Below are 24,697 nucleotides of genomic sequence, written 5' to 3' on the forward strand. Positions count from 1 at the left end.
CTAGCGCCTCACCCTGATTTCCAGTCCTTTCCAAGCAAAGGGTTATGGGCTAACGGTAGAATGGGCGTTGCTATGACTGTTGAAGAACGTGAACAAGAAGAGCCGCAGGTCCCGGCCGGCCCGACCCGTCATGCCAAGATCATGCGGGGCGTGGTCACGCCCGTTTTCGGGCTGATCGCCGTGGCCTGCGTTGTGCTCGGTGTGCTGAACGCCACGATCTGGCAGCCCAGCCGCGAGATCGTGGCCACGGCCACGGTCTCCGGCACGCGCTACGTGGTCACCGATCCCGGCGTGCTGGGGCTGGTCGATGACCGGGTGTCGATGACGGTGAAAAGCAAGAATGCCGAGGCCACGGTGTGTGTGGCCGAGGGATCGATGAAGGACATCACCGGCTGGATTTCCGGCAACCCCTACGTCCGCGTGACCGGACTGAGCGAGTGGACCGCACTGTCGGTGACCGACGCCGAGGCCCAGGGGTCGGATCTGTCCGGCGAGGGCGATGTGGCGTTCGCCGATTCTGACATGTGGACCACCGTGTCTTGCGATACGGGTGCCGTCACGTTGAAGACGACCGATGAGGATGCATCCCGTGTCGCTCTGGTGGATCTGGGGGAGGATGACGTCTCCGCCACCGTGACCATGGATTGGGTGCGCCAGAGCGTGCCCGATTTCGCGATGCCGTTCTACTTCGCCGGCGGTATCTGCGTGGTGCTGGCGGTGCTGTGTGCATCGGTGTTCGCCATGTCGCCGCACAAGCGCCGCAAAGCGGTTTCGGAAGCCGCCGAGGCGGAAGCCGAAGAGCCGACGGAGGGCATGGGGCCGGGCAACGCCGTGGCGGAGCCGGAAAGCCGTCGCGCTCGCCGCCGTAGGCACGGACGCGGCAGAACGGCCGAACAGGTCGAACAGTCTGAGGTCGAAGGGCCGAACATCGTCGACCCCGCGGCCCGAAACCTGGTGTCGGATCAGATGCGGTCCTCGGAGCAGTCCGGAGACGAGGGGGCTGGCGAACAGACCTCGGTGATCTCCCCCGATGAGTTGGCGGCGTACTTCGCGCGCCTTGCCCAGGAGAGCGCCCCCGAGACCGGATCGTCCGAGGCCGAATCGTCCGAGGCCGGCGAAAACGACGATGCCAAGGAAGGGGAGTGATATGCGTTCACGAATCACGAAGCTGCTGGCCGCGGTTGCGGCGTTGGGGCTGACGCTGGGATTGGGCGCGTGCGAGGGCCGGATCCCCGAACCGCAGGCGGCGCCGGCCGATGTGGACCAGATTCCCGATCTGACCGAGGAGCAGGAGAGCAAGATCCGCGCCTCGATCCTGGAGACGCTGGATCAGGCTACGCAGAATATGAGCGGCGACGGATTGTCGGCGCGCGTGACCGGGCCGATGCTGGACGTGCGCAACAGTGCGATCACGGTGGGCAAGGCCACCGGCGGTCTGGACAAGACCAACACGATCCCCTCCGACATGATGCAGACGGTGATCCCCGTCGATTCCGGATGGCCGCGCACGGTGTACACGATCACCACCACCACCGAGGATCAGCAGTCGCAACGTCTGCTGGTGTTCACGCAGGATTCGCCGCGTCAGAACTACAAGCTGTGGGGCGTGGCCCGTCTGTTCGCCGGCGCCCAGCTGCCGCGGTTCACCGTGCCCGAGATCGGCACCCAGATGGGTCTGCCGAATGACACGGGTCTGGTGGCCACGCCGCAGGAGGCCGTGGAACGATACGCCGACGTGCTGCAGAATGGGGCGAACAGCGAGTTCGCCGACCAGTTCGCGGACGATTCGCTGCGCCAGACCATCGCCTCGGTGGCGCAGACCGTGCAGGAGGGCATGGAGCGCAACAACGGCACGCAGACGCAGACGTTCACCGTGGTCCCGGACGCCATCAAGATCATGCGCTCGAGCGACGGCGGCGATCTGGTGGTGGCGCAGATCAACTCCGAATGGACCCGCGCCGCAGGCGACGGTCGCGAATCGCTGCCCGCCTCGGACGAGGAGCAGGCCCTGTTCGGCGACGGCACCGCCACGAGCACGATGAAGGTCACATACGTCAACATCGTGGCGCTGTACGTGCCGCCGGAGGATTCCGGGGAACCGATCACGGCGGTCGGCGCGGAACGCAAGCCGATCAAGGTCGAGGCGATCTGATTCCGACTGATTGTTGCCGATCGAACCCCGCCGGCGTGCGGGGGTCGATCATATCTCGACCGCCTTCGGGCGTCGCCTGCCGCCGCGGGAATCGTCCGTCCCATATGGCGACACGGCCGCTATGCCGTTGGGGAACCGCACGATTCTTGGCGGCGCGATGGAGTAAGTTGTGAATCAGTACGGTTCTTCGAGTTTGGAGGCATGATGGCAGGTCAGCAGCGGCAGTTCAATCCGGGTGTGTCCCTGGCGGGCGCGGTGGATCTGGAGGCGTTGAAGCACCAGGTCACGGCCGAACCGGGGCAGGCGGGAGGCGCGCCCGCGGCCGGCGGGTACGTCATCGACACCACGGAGAACACGTTCCAGGCCATGGTGCAGACCTCGGCCACGTTCCCGATCCTGCTGCTGTTGTGGCTGCCGACCGACGATCGCCTCTTCCCGATGGCCAAGGCCCTGGGCGACGCGGTGAACGCGATGAACGGCCAGCTGCAGCTTTCCCGCATCGACGTGGCCTCGTTCCCCGCGGTGGCTCAGGCGTTCGGCATCCAGGGGGCGCCGGCCCTGTTCGCGCTGATCAACGGGCGGCCGATGCCCTTGCTGCAGGGGGTGCCGTCGGATCAGGAGATGCAGCAGATCGTGGATGAGGTGCTGCCGAAGATCGTGCAGGTGGCGCAGCAGGCGGGCGTGACCGGCACGGCGCCGTATTCGGGCGATCCGGACGCCGAGCAGACCCCGTTGCCGGAGCAGACGGTGCCGCCGGAGCACGAACAGGCCCATCGCCTGGCGATGGAGGGCGATTATGCCGGTGCCGCGGCCGCGTACGACAAGGTGCTGGAAGCCGACCCGAACGATGCCTTGGCCGCGCGCGAACGCGCGAAGGCGTTGCTGCTGGCTCGTTCCGCGGACGCCGATGTGCGTGAGGTGCGTGCCGCCGCCGCGGATCATCCGGAGGATGTGGACGCGCAGATGGCCGTGGCCGATATCGATATGATCGGCGGGCAGATTCAGGATGCGTTCGATCGACTGCTGGATTATCTGGCGGCCGGGCACCGGGACCAGATGGAGACGGTGCGCGTGCGTCTGCTGGAATACTTCGCCATCCCCGATCCGTCAGACGAACGCCTCAAGCGTGCCCGTCGCCGTCTGGCCACGCTGCTGTACTGACCCATCGGCGGGCGGAACGGGCGTCAGCGCACCGTATGACGCATACGGTTGCGGCCGAAGATCTGCTGGAATTGCGGCCCCTGCTCGGCCAGCTCCCGCTCGAACTCGTCCTCCCAGGCCGAGTACGGTTTGGACGCCAGTCCGTCGTTGGAGAATCGCGCCTGATCGGTGACCTCGGTGATGCAGAACGAGGGGATGATCAGGTTGGTGACCGGTCCGCTGCGTTCCGCTTCGGCGATGACCAGCGGGGCGTTCGGACCGCCGAACACGTCGATGTTCCACCCGTCCTCATCGATCCACACGGAGTAGCGGTTCTTGATGATGATATCGCCGCCGCGCTTGACGAGTTCGACGGCGATGCGCGTATCGATCTCCCGTTCCGCCTCGTACCTCGTGCCGCCCACGGCCGGGCCCTTGATGGTGACGAAGGCTTGGGAGAACAGGTCACGGCAACGGTCGAGCACGTCGAGCGGGTCGGTGCTTCGGTCCATGGGGATGCGTGTTCTGCGGGTTTTCAGGCGAACGCGCAGCGCGTAGTTGTCGGAGTGCACGTAATAGCTCTGTACAATCAGCGTCGGCGCGTCGCCATCGTCGAGTTGGGGCGGCATTTCGCGGCAGAAGAAGCGACGCTCATACTCGAAATCATCCATGAACCCAGTCTAGTGCGAAACGCCGCGGAATTCCGGCAATCTTACGATATGTCCGGATATCGGACGGGGTTTGGGGAGACTCGCCGATGTTAGAAGACGCGCGGAAGTCATGTCGGCGTGTAAAGTAGAGGGGCACGGGTCCGTAGCTCAGTGGATAGAGCGTCTGTCTCCGGAACAGAAGGTCGTGAGTTCGAACCTCATCGGGCCCACCATGCAACCCCGGTGCGCGTTGAAGGCATGTCTCCGCGCATCGGGGTTTTTGGTTTGCGCACGGTTGTCTGTTGTCTGTCCACGGCGTTGACGGCAGCGCGTCCGGAGCGTGAGGCGCGGCCCCCGCATCCCGGTGCCGGGGTGGTATCGTGGCTGCATCCACCGACCGGCGGCTGTGCCGGTCGGACCAACCGACCGACATACCGTAAGGAGGGTCATATGACCGCCATCGAAGAGATCGCCACCGCATCCGCCCCCGCCGCGCTGGGCGCCTACAGCCAAGCCGTCAAGGCCAACGGTTTCGTATTCGTCTCGGGCCAGCTGGGCATCGACCCGGCCACCGGCGAACTGGCCGGCGAAACCGCCGGCGAGCAGGCGGCCCAGTCCCTGAAGAACATCGCCAGCATTCTGGCCGCCGCGGGCACCGACATGACCCGCGTGGTGCGCGCCACCATCTATCTGAAGAACGTGGACGACTTCGCCGAGGTCAACGCCCGCTACGCCGAGGTGTTCACCGGATCGGTCAAGCCGGCCCGCTGCGCGTTCGGCGGCAACGAGATCCCCAAGGGCGCACTCGTCGAGATCGACGCGATCGCGGCCCTGTGACGTCCGATCGCTCCGACAGGACCGTCCGATTCGACCAGATCCGACCCGATACGCCCGTGGACGCCGCCGTGCGCCTGCGGGCGTTTGCGCTGTCAGGCCGCCCGGTATCCTTGGATACCATGAGTCCAGAAGCGCTGAGTGAACTGATTTCCGCCATCGCCCATGACCTTGTCGCGCAAGGCAAGGCGGGCGATCTGACCGATGACCTGATTCCGCCCGTGGACAAGCTGACCGTCATGCGCCCGAAGGATCGCGCACACGGCGACTGGGCGTCCAACATCGCCATGCAGCTGGCCAAGAAGGCTAGCATGAAGCCGCGTGACCTGGCCGAGCCGTTCGCGGCCGCGCTCGCCGAGGCCGAAGGCGTCAAATCCGTTGAGGTGGCGGGCCCCGGCTTCATCAACATCACCCTCGACTCCGCCTCCGCCGCGGCCGTGGTGGACAAGGTCCTGGCCGAGGGCGCCGCGTTCGGCCGGAACGGCCACCTGGGCGGCGAGACGCTGAACCTGGAGTTCGTCTCCGCCAACCCCACCGGACCGATCCACATCGGCGGCACCCGCTGGGCCGCCGTCGGCGATTCGATGGCCCGCGTGCTGGAGGCCAACGGCGCCACGGTGGTGCGCGAATACTACTTCAACGACCACGGCGAGCAGATCAACCGCTTCGCCAAGTCGCTGGTGGCCGCCGCTCATGGCGAGGAGTGCCCGGCCGACGGGTACAAGGGCGCGTACATCGACGAGATCGCCCGTCGCGTGATCGACGAGGCCCAGGCCGACGGCGTGGACGTGCTGAGCCTGCCGCGTGTGGACGGCGGCGTGGACGCCGACGGCAACCCGCTCGGCGAGGGCGACTCGCAGCAGCGCGAGGAGTTCCGCAAGCGCGCCGTGCCGATGATGTTCGCCGAGATCCGCGAATCGATGAAGAACTTCCGCGTGAGCTTCGACGTCTGGTTCCATGAGAACAGCCTGTACGAGGACGGCGAGGTCGAGCGCGCAATCGCCGATCTGCGTGAACGCGGCGACATCTACGAGAAGGACGGCGCCACCTGGTTCGCCTCCACCAACCACGGCGACGACAAGGACCGCGTCATCGTCAAGTCCGACGGCAACTACGCCTACTTCGCCGCCGACATCGCCTACTACCGCAACAAGCGCCACCGCGAGTCCAACCCCGCCGACGTGGCCATCTACATGCTCGGCGCCGACCACCACGGCTACATCGGCCGCATGATGGCCATGTGCGCCGCGTTCGGCGACGAGCCGGGCCGGAACATGCAGATCCTCATCGGCCAGCTGGTCAACGTGATGAAGGATGGCAAGCCCGTGCGCATGTCCAAGCGCGCCGGCAACGTGGTCACGATCGACGACCTGGTGGAGGCCGTGGGCGTGGACGCGGCCCGCTACTCGCTGGCCCGCACCGACTACAACACCCCGGTGGACATCGACCTGGACCTGCTGGCCTCGCACACCAACGAGAACCCGGTGTACTACGTGCAGTATGCGCACGCCCGTGCCTGCAACGTGGACCGCAACGCGGCCGACGCCGGCATCACCCACGAGGGCGCGGACCTGGCGCTGCTGGACACCGAGGCCGACGGCGAGGTGCTCGCCGCGCTCGCCCAGTGGCCGGCGCTGCTCTCGCTGGCGGGCGACCTGCGCGCTCCGCACCGCGTGGCCCACTATCTGGAGGACCTGGCCGCCACGTACCACAAGTGGTACAACGTGGAGCGCGTGGTCCCGATGGCCCTGACCGACCCGGAGGAGCGTCAGGACGACGCGGCCCGCGAGGCGCTGCGCATCGCCAAGAACCCGGAGCCGGCCCGCGCCGCCGCGCGTCTGAAGCTCAACGACGCCGTGCGCATCGTCATCGCCGCCGGCCTGGACCTGCTGGGCGTCGAGGCACCGGAGCGGATGTAACAATCGCGATGCGCCGTCCGACGGACACCGATCCGCGGGCGGCGCAATCGCATATACGGCACGTATGCCGGTACCACCAGCCGATGCCGGCATACGGCCGCAACGCAACATGAGTTGGAGAAGATATGGCAATCACCCCGATCTGGCCCGAGGCCACGGCGCTCGACGCCAACGGCGAACTGACCTTCCATGGGCGCACCGCATCGAGCCTGCTCGATGAGTTCGGCTCTCCGCTGTACCTCATCGACACCGACGAAGTGGCCGCCCGAGCCCGCCGGTTCGTGCGCGCCGCGGCCGACGCGTTCCACAACACCACCACGCACGTCAGCTTCGCCGGCAAGGCGTTCCTGTCCAAGGAGGTGGTCCGGATCGTCACCGAGGCGGGCATGCTGGTGGACACCTGCTCGATGGGCGAGATGCGCATCGCGCTCGCCGCCGGCGCCCCCGGACGCCGCCTGGTGCTGCACGGCAACAACAAGTCGGACGAGGAGATCGCGCTCGCCATCGAACAGGGCTTCGCCAAGATCGTGGTCGACTCCCCGGACGAGCCGGCCCGCATCGCCGCCATCGCCCGCCGGCTCGGCAAACGCGCCCGCGTCATGCTGCGCGTGACCGCCGGCATCCACGCGGGCGGCCACGAGTTCATCTCCACCGCGCACGAGGACCAGAAGTTCGGCGTGCCGCTGCTGCCGGCCGGCGCCGACGCGTCGGTACTGGCCATCCTCGACGCCCTCGACGGCATCACGCCGGCCGGCGCGAACGTCCGCGTCAAACCGGTCGAATCCAACGACCGCGCCCTGCGCTACGACGTGCGTTACCCGTACGACCTGCGCGCCGAAGACATCAATCCCGCCGACCGGGCGCTCGCCGCGGCGATGGAGACCGTGGCCGACGGCCCGGCTCTGGCCGTGCTCAAGGACATCCTCGCGCATGGCGACGATCTGGAACTGGTCGGCATCCACTCGCATATCGGCTCGCAGATCCACGACGCGGACGCGTTCGTGCAGGCGGCCAAGCGCATGATGCTGCTGCGCAAGACCTTCTACGCCACCGACGCCTACACGCTGCCCGAGGTCGATCTGGGCGGCGGCTACTCGGTGGCGTACACCGACGGCGAGGATTCGATGGATATCGACGTGGAGCTGCATCGCCTGGCCGACGCGGTGACCGCCGTCAATCGCGCGCTCGGCATGCCCGCGCCGGTGATCTCCTTCGAACCCGGCCGCTGGATCGTGGCCCCGGCCGGTGCGACGCTGTACCGCGTCGGCACGATCAAGCCCGTGCATCTGCCGGAAGGCACGACCGATGCGGCGGGCGAGCCGATCGACGAACGCGTGTACGTGTCCGTGGACGGCGGCATGAGCGACAACATCCGCCCGGCGCTGTACGGCGCGGACTATACGGCGCGGTTGGCGAACCGTGAGGGGTCGGTGGATACGATGCTCGCCCGCGTCGTCGGCATGCACTGCGAATCCGGCGACATCATCGTGCACGAATGCCGACTGCCCAGGGACTTGAAGCGCGGCGACGTCCTGGCCGTGCCGGTCACCGGCGCGTACGGACGCACGATGGCCAGCAACTACAACCAGGCGCTGATTCCGGCGGTCGCGGCCGTGTCCGCTTCCGGCGCGCATGTGATGCTGCGCCGGCAGACCGTGGACGATCTGCTCGCGCTGGATGTGAGCTGAACCGCCGGCTGTGTCTCCCTTGCCATCGGTTCATTCCGCATTTCCGCCGCCCGGTGCGCATCCGTGCCCGGGCGGCGGAAGTATGAGACGCGTGCCCGGTAAATCGGCGGCGTTCCGTAGGATGGCAGTACACACCCGTCATCGCTAGGGAAGGACACTCGTGGCACAGCATAATGAAGCCCCCATCCGCGTCGGACTGTTGGGCGCGGGCACCGTCGGATCGCAGACCGCGCGTCTGCTGGTGGAACAGCGGGACGAACTCTCCCAGCGCATCGGCCGGGACATCGAACTCGTCGGCGTGGCCTGTCTGGATCCGGACGAGGTCGACTTCCCCTGGATCGACCGGTCGCTGCTGACCAGCGACACCATGGCCGTGGCCACGAACGCCGACATCGTCGTCGAACTGATCGGCGGACTCGAACCGGCGCGCACCTTCGTGCTGGCCGCCATCGAATCCGGCGCGTCCGTGGTGACCGCCAACAAGGCGCTGCTGGCCAAGTACGGCCCCGAGATCTACCAGGCCGCCGAAGCCAAGGGCGTGGACATCTACTTCGAAGCCGCGGTCGGCGGCGCGATCCCGATCGTGCGCCCGCTGCGCGAATCGTTGGTCGGTGACAAGGTCACCAGCATGCTCGGCATCGTCAACGGCACCACCAACTACATCCTCGACGAGATGACCACCAAGGGCCTCGACTTCGACGTGGCGCTCAAGGACGCGCAGGCCAAGGGGTACGCCGAGGCGGATCCGACCGGCGACATCGAGGGGCATGACGCGGCGAACAAGGCCGCCATCATGGCCACGCTCGGCTTCCACGCCAACGTCGGCATCGACGACGTGACCGTGGAGGGCATCACCAAGGTCACCGCGGACGACATCGCCGCGGCCACCGCCGAACACAAGGTGGTCAAGCTGCTCGCGGTGGTGGAGAACGGCGAGACCGGCGTCTCCGCGCGCGTCTACCCGGCGTTGATCGATGAGAACCATCCGCTGGCCTCCGTGCACGGCAGCTTCAACGCCGTGTTCGTCAAAGCCGAGGCCGCCGACGACCTCATGTTCTACGGTCGCGGCGCCGGCGGCGCACCCACCGCCTCCGCCGTGGTCGGCGACGTGGTCACCGTGGCCCGCCACATCGCCCAAGGCTGCACTGGCCCGGCCATCACGCTGTACAACGACCTGCCCAAGGCCCCGATCGAAGCCTCCAAGGCCGCGTTCGCCGTGCGGTTCGTCATCCATGATAAGCCGGGCGTGCTCGCCGCCATCGCGGAGGAATTCGCCAAGCGCGGCGTATCGATCAACGGCGTGAACCAGGACCTGAAGCCCACGCTGCATGAGCCGGGCTACTCCGGCGAACTCCAGCAGCTGCGCCTGGTGACCCACCTGACCGACGAGGTCACGCTGCGCGAAACCGTGGAGGCCGTCTGCCAGCTCGACTTCGTGACCGGCGAGCCTTCCATCCTTCGCGTACTGTAACCCGCGGCACGGCCGCCCCTCCTGCCGCAAGCCGGTGCAACGATGCGGCAGCGGGGGGCAGACCGGCCGATTCTCGTTTCACCATCGATCCTGGAACCAGCCCACCCGACCCCTCGTAAGGAGTACGTCATGAATCCTGTGACACGTCGTGTACATGTCCGCGTCCCCGCCACCAGCGCGAATCTGGGGTCGGGGTTCGACACGGTCGGTCTGGCACTGGACTACCACGACGAACTCACCTTCACGCTGAGCGACGATCCGGCGGACACCGATGCGCACGTGAACATCGAGGGGGAGGGCGCGCAGACGCTGCCGCGCGACGAAACCCATCTGGTGGTCTCCACCTTCCGTCGCGCCTGTCGCACCTTCGGCCTGGGGCGGCTCGGCTTCACGCTTGAGGCGCACAACCGCATCCCGCAGGCGCGCGGCATGGGTTCCTCCGCCGAGGCGATCGTGGCTGGCATCGCGGCGGCCGCCGCCTTCGCGCAGGACGGTGGGCTCAACCGTTCGGCCATCTTCGACCTGGCCGCCACCATCGAAGGCCATCCGGACAACGTGGCGCCGGCCGTGTTCGGCGGCCTGACCGTGTCCTGGGATTTGTCCACCGCCGAAGGCGTGGGCTCCGTGCCGATTCCCGGCGGCGAACCGCTGCATGGAGGTTTCCACACCGTCAACTATCCGGTCGACCCGGCCATCACCGCCGCCGTGTTTGTGCCGGACTACGAGCTTTCCACCGAAAAGGCGCGGCAGGCGCTGCCGGCCACGCTGCCCTACCGGGATGCGGTCTACAACGTCTCACGCGTGGGCCTGCTGCCTGCGGCCATGAACCCCGGCGCACTGGCCGCGGCCTCCACTTCCTCGGACGGCTCCGACGCCGACGGGGGCATCGCCGCATCCGTCGCACCGTCCGCGCTCGCGGCCACGGCGAACACCCTGCTGTACACGGCTACGCAGGACAAGCTGCATCAGCCGTATCGCGCCGCGTTGATGGAACCTTCATGGAACCTCATCGAACGTTTCCGTTCACACGGCTACGCGGCCGCCGTCTCCGGCGCGGGCCCGTGCGTGCTGGTGCTGCACTACGGCGACGCGCGCGAGGCCATCGACGCCATTGCGGCCGAGGATCTGGCCTCCGGCCACTGGCGCGTGCTGCATCTGCCCATCGATACCACCGGCGTAACCGTGGAACGCGGCTGAACGGATATCCTGGGCGGATCCGGAGTCGGGCGGCGCATCCGCCGATCTCCGGCGATATCCGGCGACCATGCGCACGGCGGTTGCGGTACAGTGGGCGGTATGACGATTCCGCTGATCCTTGCCTCGAAGTCCGTCCCGCGCCGCAATGTGCTGTACTCGGCCGGCGTGTGCCCGACCATCCGCGTCTCGCATGTCGACGAACCGGCCGCATTGGAACATGCCGCCGAACAGGCCGGTGTGAGCGTCGATGAGCTGAGCGTGAATCAGCGGGTCATGATCCTGGCCGAGGCCAAGGCCCAGGCCGTGTATCAGGCGTACCGGAACGTGGCCGATGCGGCCGCCGCCGCGACCGGCGAACGCGTGACCGCCTATCCGCTCAAGGCCGTGGGGGTGGGCGATGCGGGTTCAGTTCCCTCATCATCCGATCTGACCGCTGTCCCGGCTTCCGCTTCGTCTTCCGCGTCCCCGGCGTCCGGCGTTACAGGCGGCAAAGCCTCCGACATCACCCGCGATTTCTCCGGCGTGGACGTGCCCACAACCGTGGAACCAATCCACACGCCCGCGGATGGCGCCGGCAAGGGCGGTTCCGGCGTCAACGGCACCGATGCCGATGATACCGGCAGCACTGGCGCCAACGGTTCCGGCACCAACAACGCCTCCGCAATCCAAGGCCTGACCACCGCCGCGGTCGGCCCGCTGATCTTGGGCTGCGACTCGATGTTCCTGTTCAACGGCGAATGCCACGGCAAGCCCCACAGCGCGGACGTGGCACGCGAACGGCTCCGGGCCATGCGCGGCCACAGCGGCGAGCTGTGGACCGGCCACTGCCTGATCGACTTCGCCACCGGGCGCGTGGCCCGCGGCGCCAGCCACGCCATCGTGCATTTCAGCGACTATTCCGACCGTGACATCGAGCGCTACATCGCCACCGGCGAACCGTTGGAGGTGGCCGGCTCCTTTACGCTGGAAGGCTTCGGCGGCGCGTTCATCGACGGCATCGAGGGCGATCCGCACGGCATCATCGGCCTGAGCCTGCCGTTGGCCCGGCGGCTGGCCGGCGAGCTGGGTGTGGAATGGACGGACCTGTGGAACGTGGCCCGCGGCGAACACGATCCCGCACCCAAAGCCGACGGCGTGACCAGCTCCGCCAGCGGTTCGGTGCCGCCCAAGGAGAACGTGCGTCAGCCGGGCGACGGTTGGATCGACTGCGACTGCGGCCGCCGCCACTGGGGACTCAACGGCGCCTCCGGCGTGCTGCTGGCCCGTCGTGACGCCGTCACCGGCAAGGTGACGCATGTGGTGATGCAGCATCGCGCGTTGTGGAGCGCCGAAGGCGGCACCTGGGGCATCCCGGGCGGCGCCACGGCGGACGGCGAGAGCGCCATCGAGGGTGCGTTGCGCGAAAGCTACGAGGAGGCGAACATCACCCCCGAGGACATCGAGGTGGTCGGCGCCTACCGGGAGGACCACGGCAACTGGGCGTACACCACCGTGTTCGCGTTCGAGAAGCCCGGCCACACGGTCATGCCGCGCGCCAATGACGACGAGAGCATGGAGATCGAGTGGGTGTCGATCGACGAGGTGCCCAACCGCAAGCTGCTGACGGCCATGCGCACCGACTGGCCGCGCTTCCGCGCACGCCTTGACACCATCGCCGAGGAGCCCGCGCGATGACGGCGGCCAAGGGCAGGGGCGGCAAGCGTCCGTCGATGTTCGAAGTGGCCAAGCTGGCCGGTGTGAGTCATCAGACCGTCTCCCGCGTGATCAACCATTCCCCGGACGTGTCCGAGGTCACGCGCGCCAAGGTGCAGGCCGCCATCGACCGTCTGGGCTACCGTCCGAGCAATTCGGCCCGCGCGCTCGCCTCGCAGCGCTCGCGCACGATCGGCCTGATCGCCGGCGGCCTGCGCTTCTTCGGGCCGATCTCCGCCATCTCCTCGATCGAGACGATGGCCCGCGCCCATGAGCTGTTCATGTCCGTCATGCTGGTGCATGAGGCGTTCTGCTCGCAGAAGGATTTCGAGACGCTGTGCGACACGTTCGACGAGCAGAACGTGGATGCGTTCATCTTCCTGACGCCCACCGACGCCATGTTCTCGGCCGCCTGCCACGCGCCGGTGCAGCAGCCGCGCGTGCTGATCACCTCGACGCACGGCGCGGTGGACATCCGCACCGCCATGGCGGCCATCCGTCCCATGGATCAGCGCAAGGTGGCGCTGGTGGGCATCGACCAGTGGGGGGCAATGGCCGAGGTGATGCGGCTGGTCGCGGAATACGGGCATCGTCGTGCGCTGTATTTCGCCGGCCCGCAGGAATGGCGCGACGCGGGCACCCGATTGGCGGCGTGGCGGCAGTTGTGCGCGGAGCATGCCGTGGAGTGCGTGGTCGAGCAGTGCGAGTCCTGGGAGTCGGCCGAGGCGTATACGCGGATGAACCATGTGCTTGAGGATTTCGGCAGCCGTGGCGCCGCGTTGCCGTCGCTGGTGGTGACGGCGAACGACAGCCAGGCGGTGGGCGTGATGCGCGCGCTGCACGAGCATCGGCTGCGGATTCCGCAGGATGTGAGCCTGGTGGGCTTCGACGATATGCCCGCGATGGATAACATGCTGCCGCCGTTGACCACGGTGCGCCCCGATTTCGAGCAGTTGGGCGTGGCCGCGATGAAGCAGGTGCTGCATCTGCTGGGTGAGGGGCCGGAGCCGACGTTCGCGGCGGCATCGCACGGCGTGGGGCTAGTGCCGGCGAAGGTGATGCTGCGCAACTCGCTGGGCCCGGCCGCGCACTGACGTCGACGCGGCTGTCGGCCGTCATGACGACACACCCTCGGGCGGTTGGCCCAAAGTGTGTGTTGTCATATGTCCATGACGACACGCCCTTTAACGGTGGTTTGGAGTCCGTGTCGTCATACAGCCGTGACAACACGGCATCTGAAGGAATCGTTGGAGGGCGTGTTGTCGCGAGCGGACGACGACACGGCTTCGTGCGGTTGGCTGGGGAGGCGTGTTGTCATGCGGACATGACGACACGGGGTTTGCGGTGCCTGGCAATCGAAATTTACAACGATGAAACAAGACACTCGTCGGGTTGAGATTCGGGGTGTCGGCGCGTATAATCGGCACTACAAATTGTGAGCGCTAACACTGGCCGATGAAGGCGGCTGTTAACGTTCACGAACAACGGTAGTGCAGCGGACGGTACGGGCCGGCCGGGCAGGGTAAGGAGTCCACCACCATGGCAGTAATGCAGAACGATTCCGATCAGGTTGCCGCGATCGCGGAGAAGATCCGCGCGGGCAAGACCTCGCTCGGCATCGAGTTCGGTTCCACGCGAATCAAGGCCGTCCTCATCGACGACACCTACCGCACCATCGCCTCCGGCGATTACGGCTGGGCCAGCCATCTGGAGCACGGCCTGTGGAGCTACACCGTCGAGGAGATCTGGAAGGGCCTGCAGGCCGCCTACGCCGAGATGGCCGGCGATGTGGAGGCCGCCTACGGCGAGAAGCTCACCCACATCGGTCACATCGGATTCTCCGCCATGATGCACGGCTATCTGGCCTTCGACGAGGCCGGCGAGCTGCTGGTGCCGTTCCGCACCTGGCAGAACACCAACACCCACGAGGCTCATGAGAAGCTCTCCGAGCTGTTCCAGTACAACATCCCGGAACGCTGGTCCATCGCCCACCTGTACCAGTGCGTGCTCGACAACGAGGAGCACGTCTCCAAGGTCGCCTTCTTCACCACCCTGGCCGGCTACGTGCACTGGAAGCTCACCGGCAGGAAGGTGCTCGGCGTCGGCGACGCCTCCGGCATGTTCCCGATCGATCCGACCACCCGCACCTGGGAGGCCGAATTCATCCGCCAGTTCAACGAACTGCCCGAGGTGGCCGCCCAGCCGTGGAAGCTCGAGGACCTGCTGCCCGAACCGCTCGTGGCCGGCACCCCTGCCGGCGAGCTCACCGAGGAGGGCGCCAAACTGCTCGACCCGACCGGCACCCTGCAGCCGGGCATCACGCTGGCCCCGCCGGAAGGCGACGCCGGTACCGGCATGATGGCCACCAACTCCGTGCGCAAGCGCACCGGCAACGTATCCGCCGGCACCTCCATCTTCGCCACCGTGGTGCTCGAAGGCAAGCTCAAGGCCCTGCACCCGGAGGTCGACCTGGTCACCACCCCGGCCGGCGACCTGGCCGGCATGAGCCACGCCAACAACTTCACCTCCGACCTGAACGCCTGGGTCGGCCTGTTCGGCCAGTTCGCCGAGGCCCTCGGCCACCCGGTCGACGCGGGCACGCTGTATGGCACGCTGTTCCGCGCGGCCATCGCCGACGATGTGGACGCCAACTGCGGCGGCCTGCTCAACTATCCGTTCCGCTCCGGCGAGTTCCTGGCTGGCCTGCCCGAAGGCCGCCCGCTGTTCGCCCGCAAGCCCGAAGCCCGCATGAGCCTCGGCAACTTCATGCGCGCGCAGCTGTTCGGCGCGTTCTCGCCGGTCAAGATCGGCATGGACGTCATGACCAAGGACGAGCACGTCCAGGTCGATTCCCTCGTGGGCCACGGCGGCATCTTCACCACCCCCAAGGTGGCGCAGAAGATCCTCGCCGCCGCGTTCGACACCCCGATCAAGGTCATGGCCACCGCCGCGGAGGGCGGCGCCTGGGGCATGGCCGTGCTCGGCGACTACCTGTGGCACGCCGACGAGGACCTGGCCGACTATTTGGACAACCGCGTGTTCGCGGACGCCGAGTCGGTCACCGAAACCCCGGACGAGAAGGACGTGGAGGGCTTCGAGGACTTCTTCGCCCGCTTCCGCGCCGGTCTGCCGATCGAACACGCCGCCATTGCGGCGATCCCGCTCGAGGACTGACGCCGGCCGATCAAGACCTGATACAGACCTGATCAATTAGAAAGGAAACACAATATGGCAACATTGGCTGATTACGGTCCCGAAGTCCGGGCCGAAGTCAAGCAGGTGCGCGAGGTCGTCGCGACGCTGCACGACCAGCTCATCAAGTGGAATCTGGTCGTGTGGACCGCGGGCAACGTCTCCCAGCGTCTGCACACCGCCGACCTCATGGTGATCAAGCCCTCCGGCCTGCGCTACGAATACCTGACCCCGAGCTCGATGGTCGTCTGCGACCTCGACGGCAACGTGGTCGACGGCTCCGAGGCCCCGTCCTCCGACACCGCCTCCCACTGCTACATCTACCGCAACATGCCGGACGTGTACGGCGTCGTGCACACGCACTCCACCTACGCCACCGCCTGGGCGGCCACCGGCCAGAACATCCCGTGCGGCCTGACCATGATGGGCGACGAGTTCGGCGGCGAGGTGCCGGTCGGCCCGTTCCGTCTCATCGGCTCCGAGGCGATCGGCGAGGGCGTCGTCGAGACGCTCAAGAAGTACCCGAAGTCCCCGGCCGTCCTCATGCAGAACCATGGCCCGTTCACCATCGGCAAGGACGCCGAGTCCGCCGTCAAGGCCGCCGCCATGACCGAGGAGGTCGCCCACACCATGTGGGCCGCCCGCCAGCTCGGCGATATCATCCCGATTCCGCAGGAGGATATCGACAAGCTGAACGACCGCTATCAGAACGTCTACGGGCAGCACTGACAGCAATCGAAATAACCCAACCAATACAACAAAGGAACATATCACTATGGTTATGGCAAACCCGTTCGAGGGCAAGGAAGTCTGGTTCGGCGTCGGCTCGCAGGACCTGTACGGCGAGGAGGCGCTGCGCCAGGTCGCCGAGCAGTCCACCGAGATCGTCGATTACCTGAACGGCACCGGCGTCATTCCGGTCAAGATCGTCCTCAAGCCCACGCTGAAGTCCTCCGACGGCGTCAAGCAGTTCATGGTCGAGGCCTCGGCCAACCCGAACGTCATCGGCGTGATCACCTGGTGCCACACCTTCTCCCCGGCCAAGATGTGGATCCGTGGCCTGGAGGTGCTCACCAAGCCGATGCTGCAGCTGAACACCCAGCATCACATGGAGATCCCGTGGGAGACCATCGACATGGACTTCATGAACCTGAACCAGGCCGCCCACGGCGACCGTGAGTTCGGGTACATCGTCTCCCGCCTGGGCATCAACCGCAAGATCGTGGTCGGCCACTACACCGACCCCGAGGTGGCCGAGAAGATCGCCACTTGGACCCGCGCCTGCGCCGGCTGGGATGCCTCCAACAACATGAAGGTCATGCGCTGGGGCGACAACATGCGCAACGTGGCCGTCACCGAGGGCGACAAGACCGAGGCCGAGCGTGTGTTCGGCGCCTCGATCAACACCTGGGCCGTCAACGAGCTGGTCGCCGCCTACGAGGCCGTCAAGGACGACCAGGTCAAGGCCATCATCGAGGACTACAAGGCCAAGTACGACGTGGCCCCCGAGCTGCTCGACGCCAAGTACGACTCGCTGTTCATCGCCGCCAAGGAAGAGGCCGCGATGATCAACATGATGAACGCCAACGGCTGCACCGCCGGCGTCGACAACTTCGAGGACCTGGGCGCCCTGCCGCAGCTGCCGGGCGTGGGCCCGCAGCGCTTCCCGTCCGAGTACGGCTTCGGCTTCTCCGCCGAAGGCGACTGGAAGACCGCCGTGCTGGTGCGCATCGGCGCCGTGATGGGCTACGGCCTGGACGGCGGCGCCTCCCTGATGGAGGACTACTCCTACAACTTCGTGCCCGGCCATGAGATGAACATGGGCGCGCACATGCTGGAGGTCTCCCCGGCCATCGGCACCATCGCCAAGCCGCGTCTGGAGATCCACCCGCTCGGCATCGGCGGCAAGGCCGATCCTGTGCGTCTGGTGTTCACCGCCGCCCCGAAGAAGGATGCGGTCGTGGTTTCGATGGCCGACATGCGCGAGCGCTTCCGTCTGCTGATGAACGTGGTCGACGTGGTCGAGCCGGAAGGCTCCCTCAAGGCCCTGCCGTGCGCCCGCGCCCTGTGGCAGCCGCGCCCGAGCCTCAAGGATTCGGCCGAGTGCTGGCTGCGCGCCGGCGGCTCGCACCACACCTGCATGACCACCTCCGTCGGCCGTGAGGCGTGGGAGGACTTCGCCCGCATGGCCGGCGTCGAGCTGGCCGTCATCGACGAGAACACCACCCCGCGCCAGTTCGAGCGCGAGCTCGAGCTCAGCGAGATGGTGCACCGTCTGAACAACCGCCACTGAGCGAAGGAACATGCATCGCCGTCCGGCTGTCATCCCTCAGCCGGACGGCTTTTTTGGACTCTGACACATTTGTGACTCTGATGCAAGTGAGGAACGTTGGAAAATCAACGTTTTCGTGAATAGATCACGGTCACGATGCATCAGGGTCCGGAGAAGCCGGGCGTGTCCGGGAAGGTGACCTCCCGGACACGCCGATTAGCGCCCGCCGTAGATCTCGTGGGCGATCACGTCGGCGAAGACCGTGTTCACCTTCGGGCGCACCACCTTGAGCGACGGGGTCAGGCAGCCGTTGTCCTGCGAGAACTGCGTATCCAGGATCGTGAACTTGCGCACCGACTCGGCGCGCGAGACCGAAGCGTTCGCCTTGTCCACATATTCCTGCACCAAGTCGCGCACAGCCGGCAGCTTCGCCGCTTCGGCCAACGGCAGATCCGCCGGCAGACCCTGCGCGGGCAGCCATGCGGCCAGCCCCTCCGGGTCGAGCGTGACCAGCGCCGCAATGAACGGCCGCCCGTCGCCCACCACCACGGCATGCTCCACGATCGGGCAGTCCATCATCGTGTGCTCCATCGGAATCGGAGACACGTTCTTGCCGCCGGCGGTGATGATGATGTCTTTCTTGCGTCCGGTGATTGTGATGCGGCCCTCATCGTCGATCGACCCCAGGTCGCCGGTCCTGAACCAGCCGTCCTCGGTGAACACCTCGGCCGTCTTATCGGGCAGGTTGTGGTAGCCGCGGAACACGTTCGCGCCCTTGAGCTGCAGCTCGCCTTCCTCCGAGATGCGCGCCGAGCAGCCCGGAGCCGGCTGGCCGACCGTGCCGATCACGTTGTCGTCCACACGGCACACGGTGAACGGCGCGGCCGTCTCCGTCAGTCCGTAGCCCTGGATCATCGGCAGTCCGATGCCGCAGTAGAAATGCGCCAGATCGGCGTTCAACGGCGCGCCGCCGCAGGCCACATACCGGATATTCGGGCCGAGCGCGCCGCGCACCGTGCGGTACACCGACGCCTCGTACCCCAGATGCTCCGCCACCTGCTTGGGCGTGGGCCTGATGCCCGCCTGCTGCATCCGCGACCAGGCGCGCGCCGATTCGGCGGCCTTGAGGAACACGCGCCCCTTGAACCCCATGCCGGCCTTGCGCGAGGCCGCGTTGTACACCTTCTCGAACACGCGCGGCACACCCAGCAGATAGGTCGGCTTGAACGAGCGCAGGTCCGGCAGCAGCGACTTGGTGTCCGGCAGGAAGCCGACCACGCCGTCGTCCGACCCGATCGAGCAGTATTCGATGAACCGTGCGAAGCAGTGCGCCAGCGGCAGGAACAGTAGCAGCCGCGGATGATCGTCCCAGATGACTTCCGGCAGGCACGCGAACCCGGCGCGCACGATGCTCAGGAAGTTGCGATGCGTCAGCTCCGCGCCCTTCGGCGTGCCCGTGGACCCGGACGTGTACACGATGGTGGCCAGGTCGTCCGCGCCCACCGACGCGATCCGCGCCTCCAGTTCCTCGTCCGAAACGGCGACGCCCAGGCCTTCGAGCGCGCCGAGCGCGTTGCCGTCGAGCATGAGGATGCGCTGCAGCGTCGGGCAGTTGTCGATCACCGAGTCCAGGCGGTCGTAGCGCTCGCGGTTGTCCGCGATGGCGAGCTTGACCGTGGAGTCGTTGATGATGCGTTCGGCCTGCGGGGCGGAATCCGTGTCATAGATCGGCACGTTCACCGCGCCGATCGCGGCCAGCGCGAAGTCGAGCACGCCCCACTCCCAGCGGGTGGGGGAGAAGATGGAGACCGCGTCCCCCTTCCGGATGCCGAAGGCGATGAAGCCCTTGGCGGCGGCCAGCACCATGCGATGGAATTCGCCGGTGGTGATCTGCTCCCAACGGCCGGGGCCGGTTTTGCGCGTGGCGATGACCGTGTCCTCTCCGGTGCGTTCGATGCGCTGGGTGAGCAGGGAGTACAGGGTTTCGTTACTGCGGACCTCGATGGATCCGGGGGTGGTGTATTCGGTGAGCATATGCGGTCCTTCATGGTGGTGCGTGGCGCGTCGCGCCGCCTGCCGAGCGGTTGGGCGCGTCCCCGCATGGTGTGCGTGGCGTGCTGCGCAGTTCGCGTGGTGCGTGATCTCGGTCTTTGCGACCAAGCGCGTGTGGCACGGCTGCGATGCCGTGCCGGAGTAATAGACACGGTGGCGTGAACTGTTGTGTTATGCATCCCATGTTACGCGACCGTAACCACGATGGTTTGGTATCGGGCAACAGTTTTTCCGTGTTTCTTTGGACGTTCCCGACAAAAGCGGGCAGGATGCCGCGGGTGTCGTCGTGTGCGGAGAAACGATGCGTCCGATGGGGAAAATGGGTCTGGCGCGTACCCGGTGATTCCGTTAGGGTGGCAAGAAGTTCCAGAAAAGAGGTATGCGCCGTGTTCGACAAACGCCTGTTCTCCCTGACCCCGGGTATCGGCAAGCTGGTGGCCGCCAAGGTGGCGGCCTTGTGGCTGTCGCTGATGGCCGACGTGCTGTTCGCGTTCATGATGGCGAACCTGCTGGTCAGCGTGCTCCAATGCGCCATCTGGACGGCCCAGGGGTTGGACGTCGTCGTGCCGGCGACCAACCTGCTGTTGGCATTGCTGACGCTGTTAGCGGTCTGCGCGGTCAAATACCTGACGTCGCGATCCGCCGCATCCTTCGGTACCGAGGCCGCCGAACGCGTGAAACTGGCTTTGCGTGAGCGCCTGTACCGCAAGATGCTGGCGCTTGGGCCGTCGTATTCCTCCCGTGTGCGCACGTCCGACGTGGTGCAGTCCGCGGGTGAGGGCATCGACCAAATCCAGAGTTTCTTCGAACTGTTCCTGCCGCAGCTGTTCTATGCGGTGCTGGCACCGGTGACGCTGTTCGCGGTGCTGATGCCGGTGAACATCCCCGCGGCCGTGGTATTGCTGGTATGCGCCCCGCTGATCGTGCTGGTGGTGGGTGTGGTGGCGATGAGCGCCGCACGCGCGTTCAAGCGGTATTGGGGCAAATACACGGATATGGGCGCCGCGTTCCTGGACAATATGCAGGGATTGGAGACGTTGAAGGCGTTCGACGCCGATGAGCGCGCCGCAGCCGACATGGACGAGAAGGCCGAGGCGTTCCGCCGGATGACGATGCAGGTGTTGCAGATCCAGCTGCGCTCGCTGACCGCCATGGATGCCGTGGCCTACGGCGGCACCGCGGCCGGCATCGGCGTGGCGGTCTGGCAGTTCCTCGTCGGCGGCGTGGATATGGCGGGGGCGATGATCGTGGTGTTCCTCTCCGCCAGCTTCTTCCTGCCGCTGCGCCAGTTGGGATCATATTTCCACGTGGCGATGAACGGTATGACCTCCACGAAGCGGATCTTCGCGCTGCTGGACGCTCCCGAGCCGGCCCGCGGCGATGCCGCCCTGCCCGGCGACGGTCGTGACTTGACCGTGACCTTCGACGCCGTGGGTTACCGCTACGCCGATGCCGCCAATTGCGCAGATACGGACTCTGACACATCTCAGGTTCCCCTCTCCGCTGACGACTCCACCGGTACGGACTCTGACACATCAGCCACGGCCACTGCGCTCCCTGCCCCCGCACTGACGGACGTCTCGTTCACCGCCCGACCGGGCACGCTGACCGCCATCGTCGGCGAATCCGGCTCCGGCAAGTCGACGACCGCCGCGCTGCTGGCCGGCACGCTGGCCGGATATGAGGGGTCGATCACGCTGTCCGCAGGCGCGGCGATTAACGGCACGACTCCTGATCCCGCGGAGCTGGGTGCGATCGATCTGCAGTCCGTGGAACTGCGCGATCTGAGCGCCGATGCGATGACCTCCGCGGTCTCTCTGGTCTCCTCGCGCAGCCACTTGTTTGCGGGCACGCTGCGTGAGAACCTGCTGATGGCCGCGCCCCAAGCCGATGACGACGAATTGTGGGCCGCGCTGGAGCTGACGCACATCGCCGATTTCGTGCGCGCACAGCCCGAGGGGTTGGCCATGCCGATCGCTCCCGATGCGACGAACCTGTCCGGTGGTCAGCGTCAGCGCATCGCCATCGCCCGTGCGCTGCTGCGCAACACTCCGATCTACATCTTCGACGAGGCCACCAGCAGCGTGGACGCCGAAAGCGAGGCCGTGATCCTGAGCACGATTCAGGAATTGGCACAGTCCGCCACCGTGATCATGATCACGCACCGCATGGCGAACGCCGTGACCGCCGGACAGGTGGTGGTGTTCGACCACGGGCATGTGGCCGAAACCGGCACGCACACGGCGCTTATGGCACGGAACGGCGTGTACGCCGACCTGTTCCGGGCACAGCAGGTCATCGAGCATGTCGGACACCGGTCCGCGACGGGCGCGCGGCCCGCCGATGTCGTCGATGGATCGTCCGAGCCGGTCAATCCGGTCGGGCTCGTGGAATCAGCCGAGCCGGTCGAATCGGCCGAACCGGCCGTGCGGAACGAATCGGTGGCGAATCATGGGCAAAGCGAGGACACCGCGCCCGCAGGCGGCATCGGCGCGCTCGTGCGCCGCCTGCTGCACGAGGTCGGTCCGCTGCGCCCGACGATGATCGCCGCCTGCGCGTTCGGCACACTCGGCCACCTGGCCGCCACCTTCCTGCCCGTGTTCGGCGTGCTCGCACTGTTCGCCGTGCTGGAGGAACCGGTGTGGGGAATGACCATGACTGCTGGATTCGCGGCGATGGCCGTGTGCGCCGTCATCCGTGGACTGATGCGGTATGCCGAGCAGTATATGAACCACAACGTGGCGTTCAAGCTGCTCGCGCTGTTCCGGTCGAAGGCGTTCGCCGCCATGCGTCGTCTGGCGCCGGCCAAACTGGACGGGCGCGGCAAGGGCGACCTGATCGCCCTGATCACCACCGACGTGGAACTGCTGGAGATCTTCTTCGCGCACACCATCTCACCGGTGGTGATCGCCGTCGTGACCACGGTGGCGTTCGCTGTGGCGCTCGCGTTCCTCAACCCGTGGTTCGTGCCGTTGCTGATCGTCATGCATCTGCTGGTCGGCGTGGTGCTGCCGCGCCTGTTCGCGACCGGCGTGCGGTATCTGGGGCCGAATATTCGCCGCGACGCCGCCTCGCTGGATGACACGATGCTGGACGACATGCATGGACTGGACGAGATCATTCGCTTCGGCGCGGGCGAACGGCGTCTGGGTACGATTCTGGAGCGGTCGCGTGAACTGTGGCATCAACGGGTCAAGCTGAGCCTGAACAACGGCCGATTCGGCGGCATCGGCGGGGTGATGGTGGTGCTGGCCACCGCGCTCGCCGGGGCGTTGGCCCTGGTACTGGCCTGGTATGGGCTGGCCGATGTGGATGGGGTCGGTGAGTTGTTCGCCGCCGTGGTGCTGATCGCCAGCTCCTTCGGCCCGACGCTGGCATTGAGCGCATTGCCGGCGAGCCTGACCCAGACCTTCGCCTCCGCGCGGCGACTGTTTGCGCTTATGGACGAGGTTCCGGCCGTGGAGGAAACCGGCACATCGACGCCGGCGTACAGCGGCATGGCCTTGGATCATGTGAGTTTCGCGTATCCCGATCAGATGACGGGACATGGCTCCGATCCCAATGCCGACCTTGACCAGGGCGCAAGCGGAACGACGCGGCATGCGGAGGAGGACCATACAGCTGGCGTGTTTACGGATTTGTCGCTGGAGATTCCCATGCATGGCATCCTCGGCGTGCAGGGGCCGTCCGGGCGCGGCAAGTCCACGATGCTCAAACTGCTGATGCGGTATTGGGACCCGCAATCCGGCATCGTGACGATGTCCGGCGAGGACCTGCGAACGGTGGATGTGCATCATCGCCGCCGTGTGCAGACCATGCTCGCACAGGAGACCTACCTGTTCGATGGCACGATCCGCGAGAATCTGCGCCTGGCCAACCAGGAAGCCGACGACGCCATGCTGCGCGGAGCGCTCGCCAAGGCGTCGGCATTGCAGCTGGTTGAATCACTGCCGGATGGCCTGGACACCCAGGTGGGTGAGTTGGGCGGACGCCTGTCCGAGGGCGAACGCCAACGCATCGGCCTGGCCCGCGTGTTCCTGCGCCATGCCGACCTGGTGCTGCTGGACGAACCCACCAGTCGCCTCGATGCCTTCAACGAGGCCGTGATCCTGCAATCCATCAACGAGCTGGCGAGCGAACCTCGCAGGGATGATGGCGCCGGGCAAGGCGTGGCCATTGTACTGGTCTCCCACCGCGATTCCACGATGCGCGTGGCCGACACCGTCGTTCGTGTGTAGAACGCGTCAACGTTGTGTTGGGGCGGTGGGTTGACATTCTTGCAGCGGGAGTGGTTCGCACTACCTCAAGGTTGCCTCTAAGTAAGGCAGGAAAATCAAGGGGTCCGGAATTTATCCTTGAGGTAGTGCGAACCACCTCTCTGTTAGGGTCCGAGTTATATTGCTGTGTATAAGCGTTTGACATGTTGAACCGACAAGGA

At 66.4% G+C, this 24,697-nt stretch carries 15 protein-coding genes, 1 tRNA gene and 2 pseudogenes; 16 read left to right on the forward strand and 2 right to left on the reverse strand.

All coding sequences use genetic code 11. The features are described from left to right. The first annotated feature begins 72 nt into the window (after window positions 1-72). The 3 genes from BIGA_RS04220 to BIGA_RS04230 all read left to right on the forward strand — a co-directional run bounded on the left by BIGA_RS04220 (window position 73) and on the right by BIGA_RS04230 (window position 3,313). On the forward strand, window positions 73-1,146 hold the full coding sequence (locus BIGA_RS04220) for a hypothetical protein (RefSeq protein WP_152596017.1): 1,074 nt from the start codon (window positions 73-75) through the stop codon (window positions 1,144-1,146). A 1-nt stretch (window position 1,147) separates the two neighbouring features. After that, entirely contained in the window at window positions 1,148-2,152 is a 1,005-nt protein-coding gene (locus BIGA_RS04225) for a hypothetical protein (RefSeq protein WP_033507221.1), read from the forward strand. A 204-nt stretch (window positions 2,153-2,356) separates the two neighbouring features. Continuing rightward, window positions 2,357-3,313, forward strand: coding sequence for a tetratricopeptide repeat protein (locus BIGA_RS04230; protein WP_033507276.1), 957 nt, complete (start codon window positions 2,357-2,359; stop codon window positions 3,311-3,313). Between the two features lie 23 nt (window positions 3,314-3,336). Here the strand turns inward: BIGA_RS04230 and BIGA_RS04235 are convergent, their stop codons facing one another. Further along, complete coding sequence (locus tag BIGA_RS04235) at window positions 3,337-3,963, reverse strand: CYTH domain-containing protein (protein ID WP_033507223.1); 627 nt, start codon at window positions 3,961-3,963, stop codon at window positions 3,337-3,339. 136 nt (window positions 3,964-4,099) lie between these two features. On the opposite strand from BIGA_RS04235, the gene BIGA_RS04240 reads away from it, so the two are divergent. The 12 genes and pseudogenes from BIGA_RS04240 to araA all read left to right on the forward strand — a co-directional run bounded on the left by BIGA_RS04240 (window position 4,100) and on the right by araA (window position 18,228). After that, window positions 4,100-4,175, forward strand: a tRNA-Arg gene (locus BIGA_RS04240). Between the two features lie 217 nt (window positions 4,176-4,392). Then, window positions 4,393-4,779, forward strand: coding sequence for a Rid family detoxifying hydrolase (locus tag BIGA_RS04245; RefSeq protein WP_033507225.1), 387 nt, complete (start codon window positions 4,393-4,395; stop codon window positions 4,777-4,779). A 119-nt stretch (window positions 4,780-4,898) separates the two neighbouring features. Next, the gene (argS, locus tag BIGA_RS04250; protein ID WP_033507278.1) at window positions 4,899-6,695 is read left to right on the forward strand and encodes an arginine--tRNA ligase; all 1,797 of its coding nucleotides are present in this window, start codon (window positions 4,899-4,901) and stop codon (window positions 6,693-6,695) included. Between the two features lie 125 nt (window positions 6,696-6,820). Continuing rightward, window positions 6,821-8,383 (forward strand): diaminopimelate decarboxylase family protein, encoded by a 1,563-nt coding sequence (locus BIGA_RS04255; RefSeq protein WP_033507227.1) that lies wholly within the window; start codon window positions 6,821-6,823, stop codon window positions 8,381-8,383. Between the two features lie 160 nt (window positions 8,384-8,543). Next, window positions 8,544-9,854, forward strand: a complete 1,311-nt coding sequence (locus BIGA_RS04260) for a homoserine dehydrogenase (RefSeq protein ID WP_033507229.1) — start codon at window positions 8,544-8,546, stop codon at window positions 9,852-9,854. Between the two features lie 129 nt (window positions 9,855-9,983). Next, a complete protein-coding gene (gene thrB, locus BIGA_RS04265; RefSeq protein WP_033507231.1) occupies window positions 9,984-11,051 on the forward strand; it encodes a homoserine kinase in 1,068 nt (355 codons plus the stop codon). Window positions 11,052-11,150: 99 nt separating this feature from the next. After that, window positions 11,151-11,442: pseudogene (locus BIGA_RS10120) on the forward strand (Maf family protein); the annotation flags it as partial. 275 nt (window positions 11,443-11,717) lie between these two features. Next, window positions 11,718-12,725: pseudogene (locus tag BIGA_RS10125) on the forward strand (Maf family protein); the annotation flags it as partial. 35 nt (window positions 12,726-12,760) lie between these two features. Then, window positions 12,761-13,837 carry a LacI family DNA-binding transcriptional regulator gene (locus tag BIGA_RS04275; RefSeq protein WP_152596020.1) on the forward strand — a complete coding sequence of 359 codons (1,077 nt, stop codon included), beginning with the start codon at window positions 12,761-12,763 and terminating at the stop codon, window positions 13,835-13,837. A 445-nt stretch (window positions 13,838-14,282) separates the two neighbouring features. Continuing rightward, complete coding sequence (locus tag BIGA_RS04280) at window positions 14,283-15,917, forward strand: xylulokinase (protein ID WP_033507237.1); 1,635 nt, start codon at window positions 14,283-14,285, stop codon at window positions 15,915-15,917. 54 nt (window positions 15,918-15,971) lie between these two features. Next, on the forward strand, window positions 15,972-16,664 hold the full coding sequence (locus BIGA_RS04285) for an L-ribulose-5-phosphate 4-epimerase (RefSeq protein WP_033507239.1): 693 nt from the start codon (window positions 15,972-15,974) through the stop codon (window positions 16,662-16,664). 46 nt (window positions 16,665-16,710) lie between these two features. Beyond that, window positions 16,711-18,228 (forward strand): L-arabinose isomerase, encoded by a 1,518-nt coding sequence (gene araA, locus BIGA_RS04290; RefSeq protein ID WP_033507241.1) that lies wholly within the window; start codon window positions 16,711-16,713, stop codon window positions 18,226-18,228. Between the two features lie 195 nt (window positions 18,229-18,423). On the opposite strand, the gene BIGA_RS04295 is transcribed toward araA, so the two are convergent. After that, window positions 18,424-20,241 (reverse strand): AMP-dependent synthetase/ligase, encoded by a 1,818-nt coding sequence (locus tag BIGA_RS04295; protein WP_033507243.1) that lies wholly within the window; start codon window positions 20,239-20,241, stop codon window positions 18,424-18,426. Between the two features lie 404 nt (window positions 20,242-20,645). Between BIGA_RS04295 and BIGA_RS04300 the strand changes: the two genes are divergently transcribed. Next, window positions 20,646-24,497 carry an ABC transporter ATP-binding protein/permease gene (locus BIGA_RS04300; RefSeq protein ID WP_033507245.1) on the forward strand — a complete coding sequence of 1,284 codons (3,852 nt, stop codon included), beginning with the start codon at window positions 20,646-20,648 and terminating at the stop codon, window positions 24,495-24,497. Window positions 24,498-24,697: the final 200 nt, after the last annotated feature.

This window comes from Bifidobacterium pullorum subsp. gallinarum, assembly GCF_000741215.1.
In the GTDB taxonomy this organism is placed as follows: Bacteria; Actinomycetota; Actinomycetes; order Actinomycetales; family Bifidobacteriaceae; genus Bifidobacterium; species Bifidobacterium pullorum_B.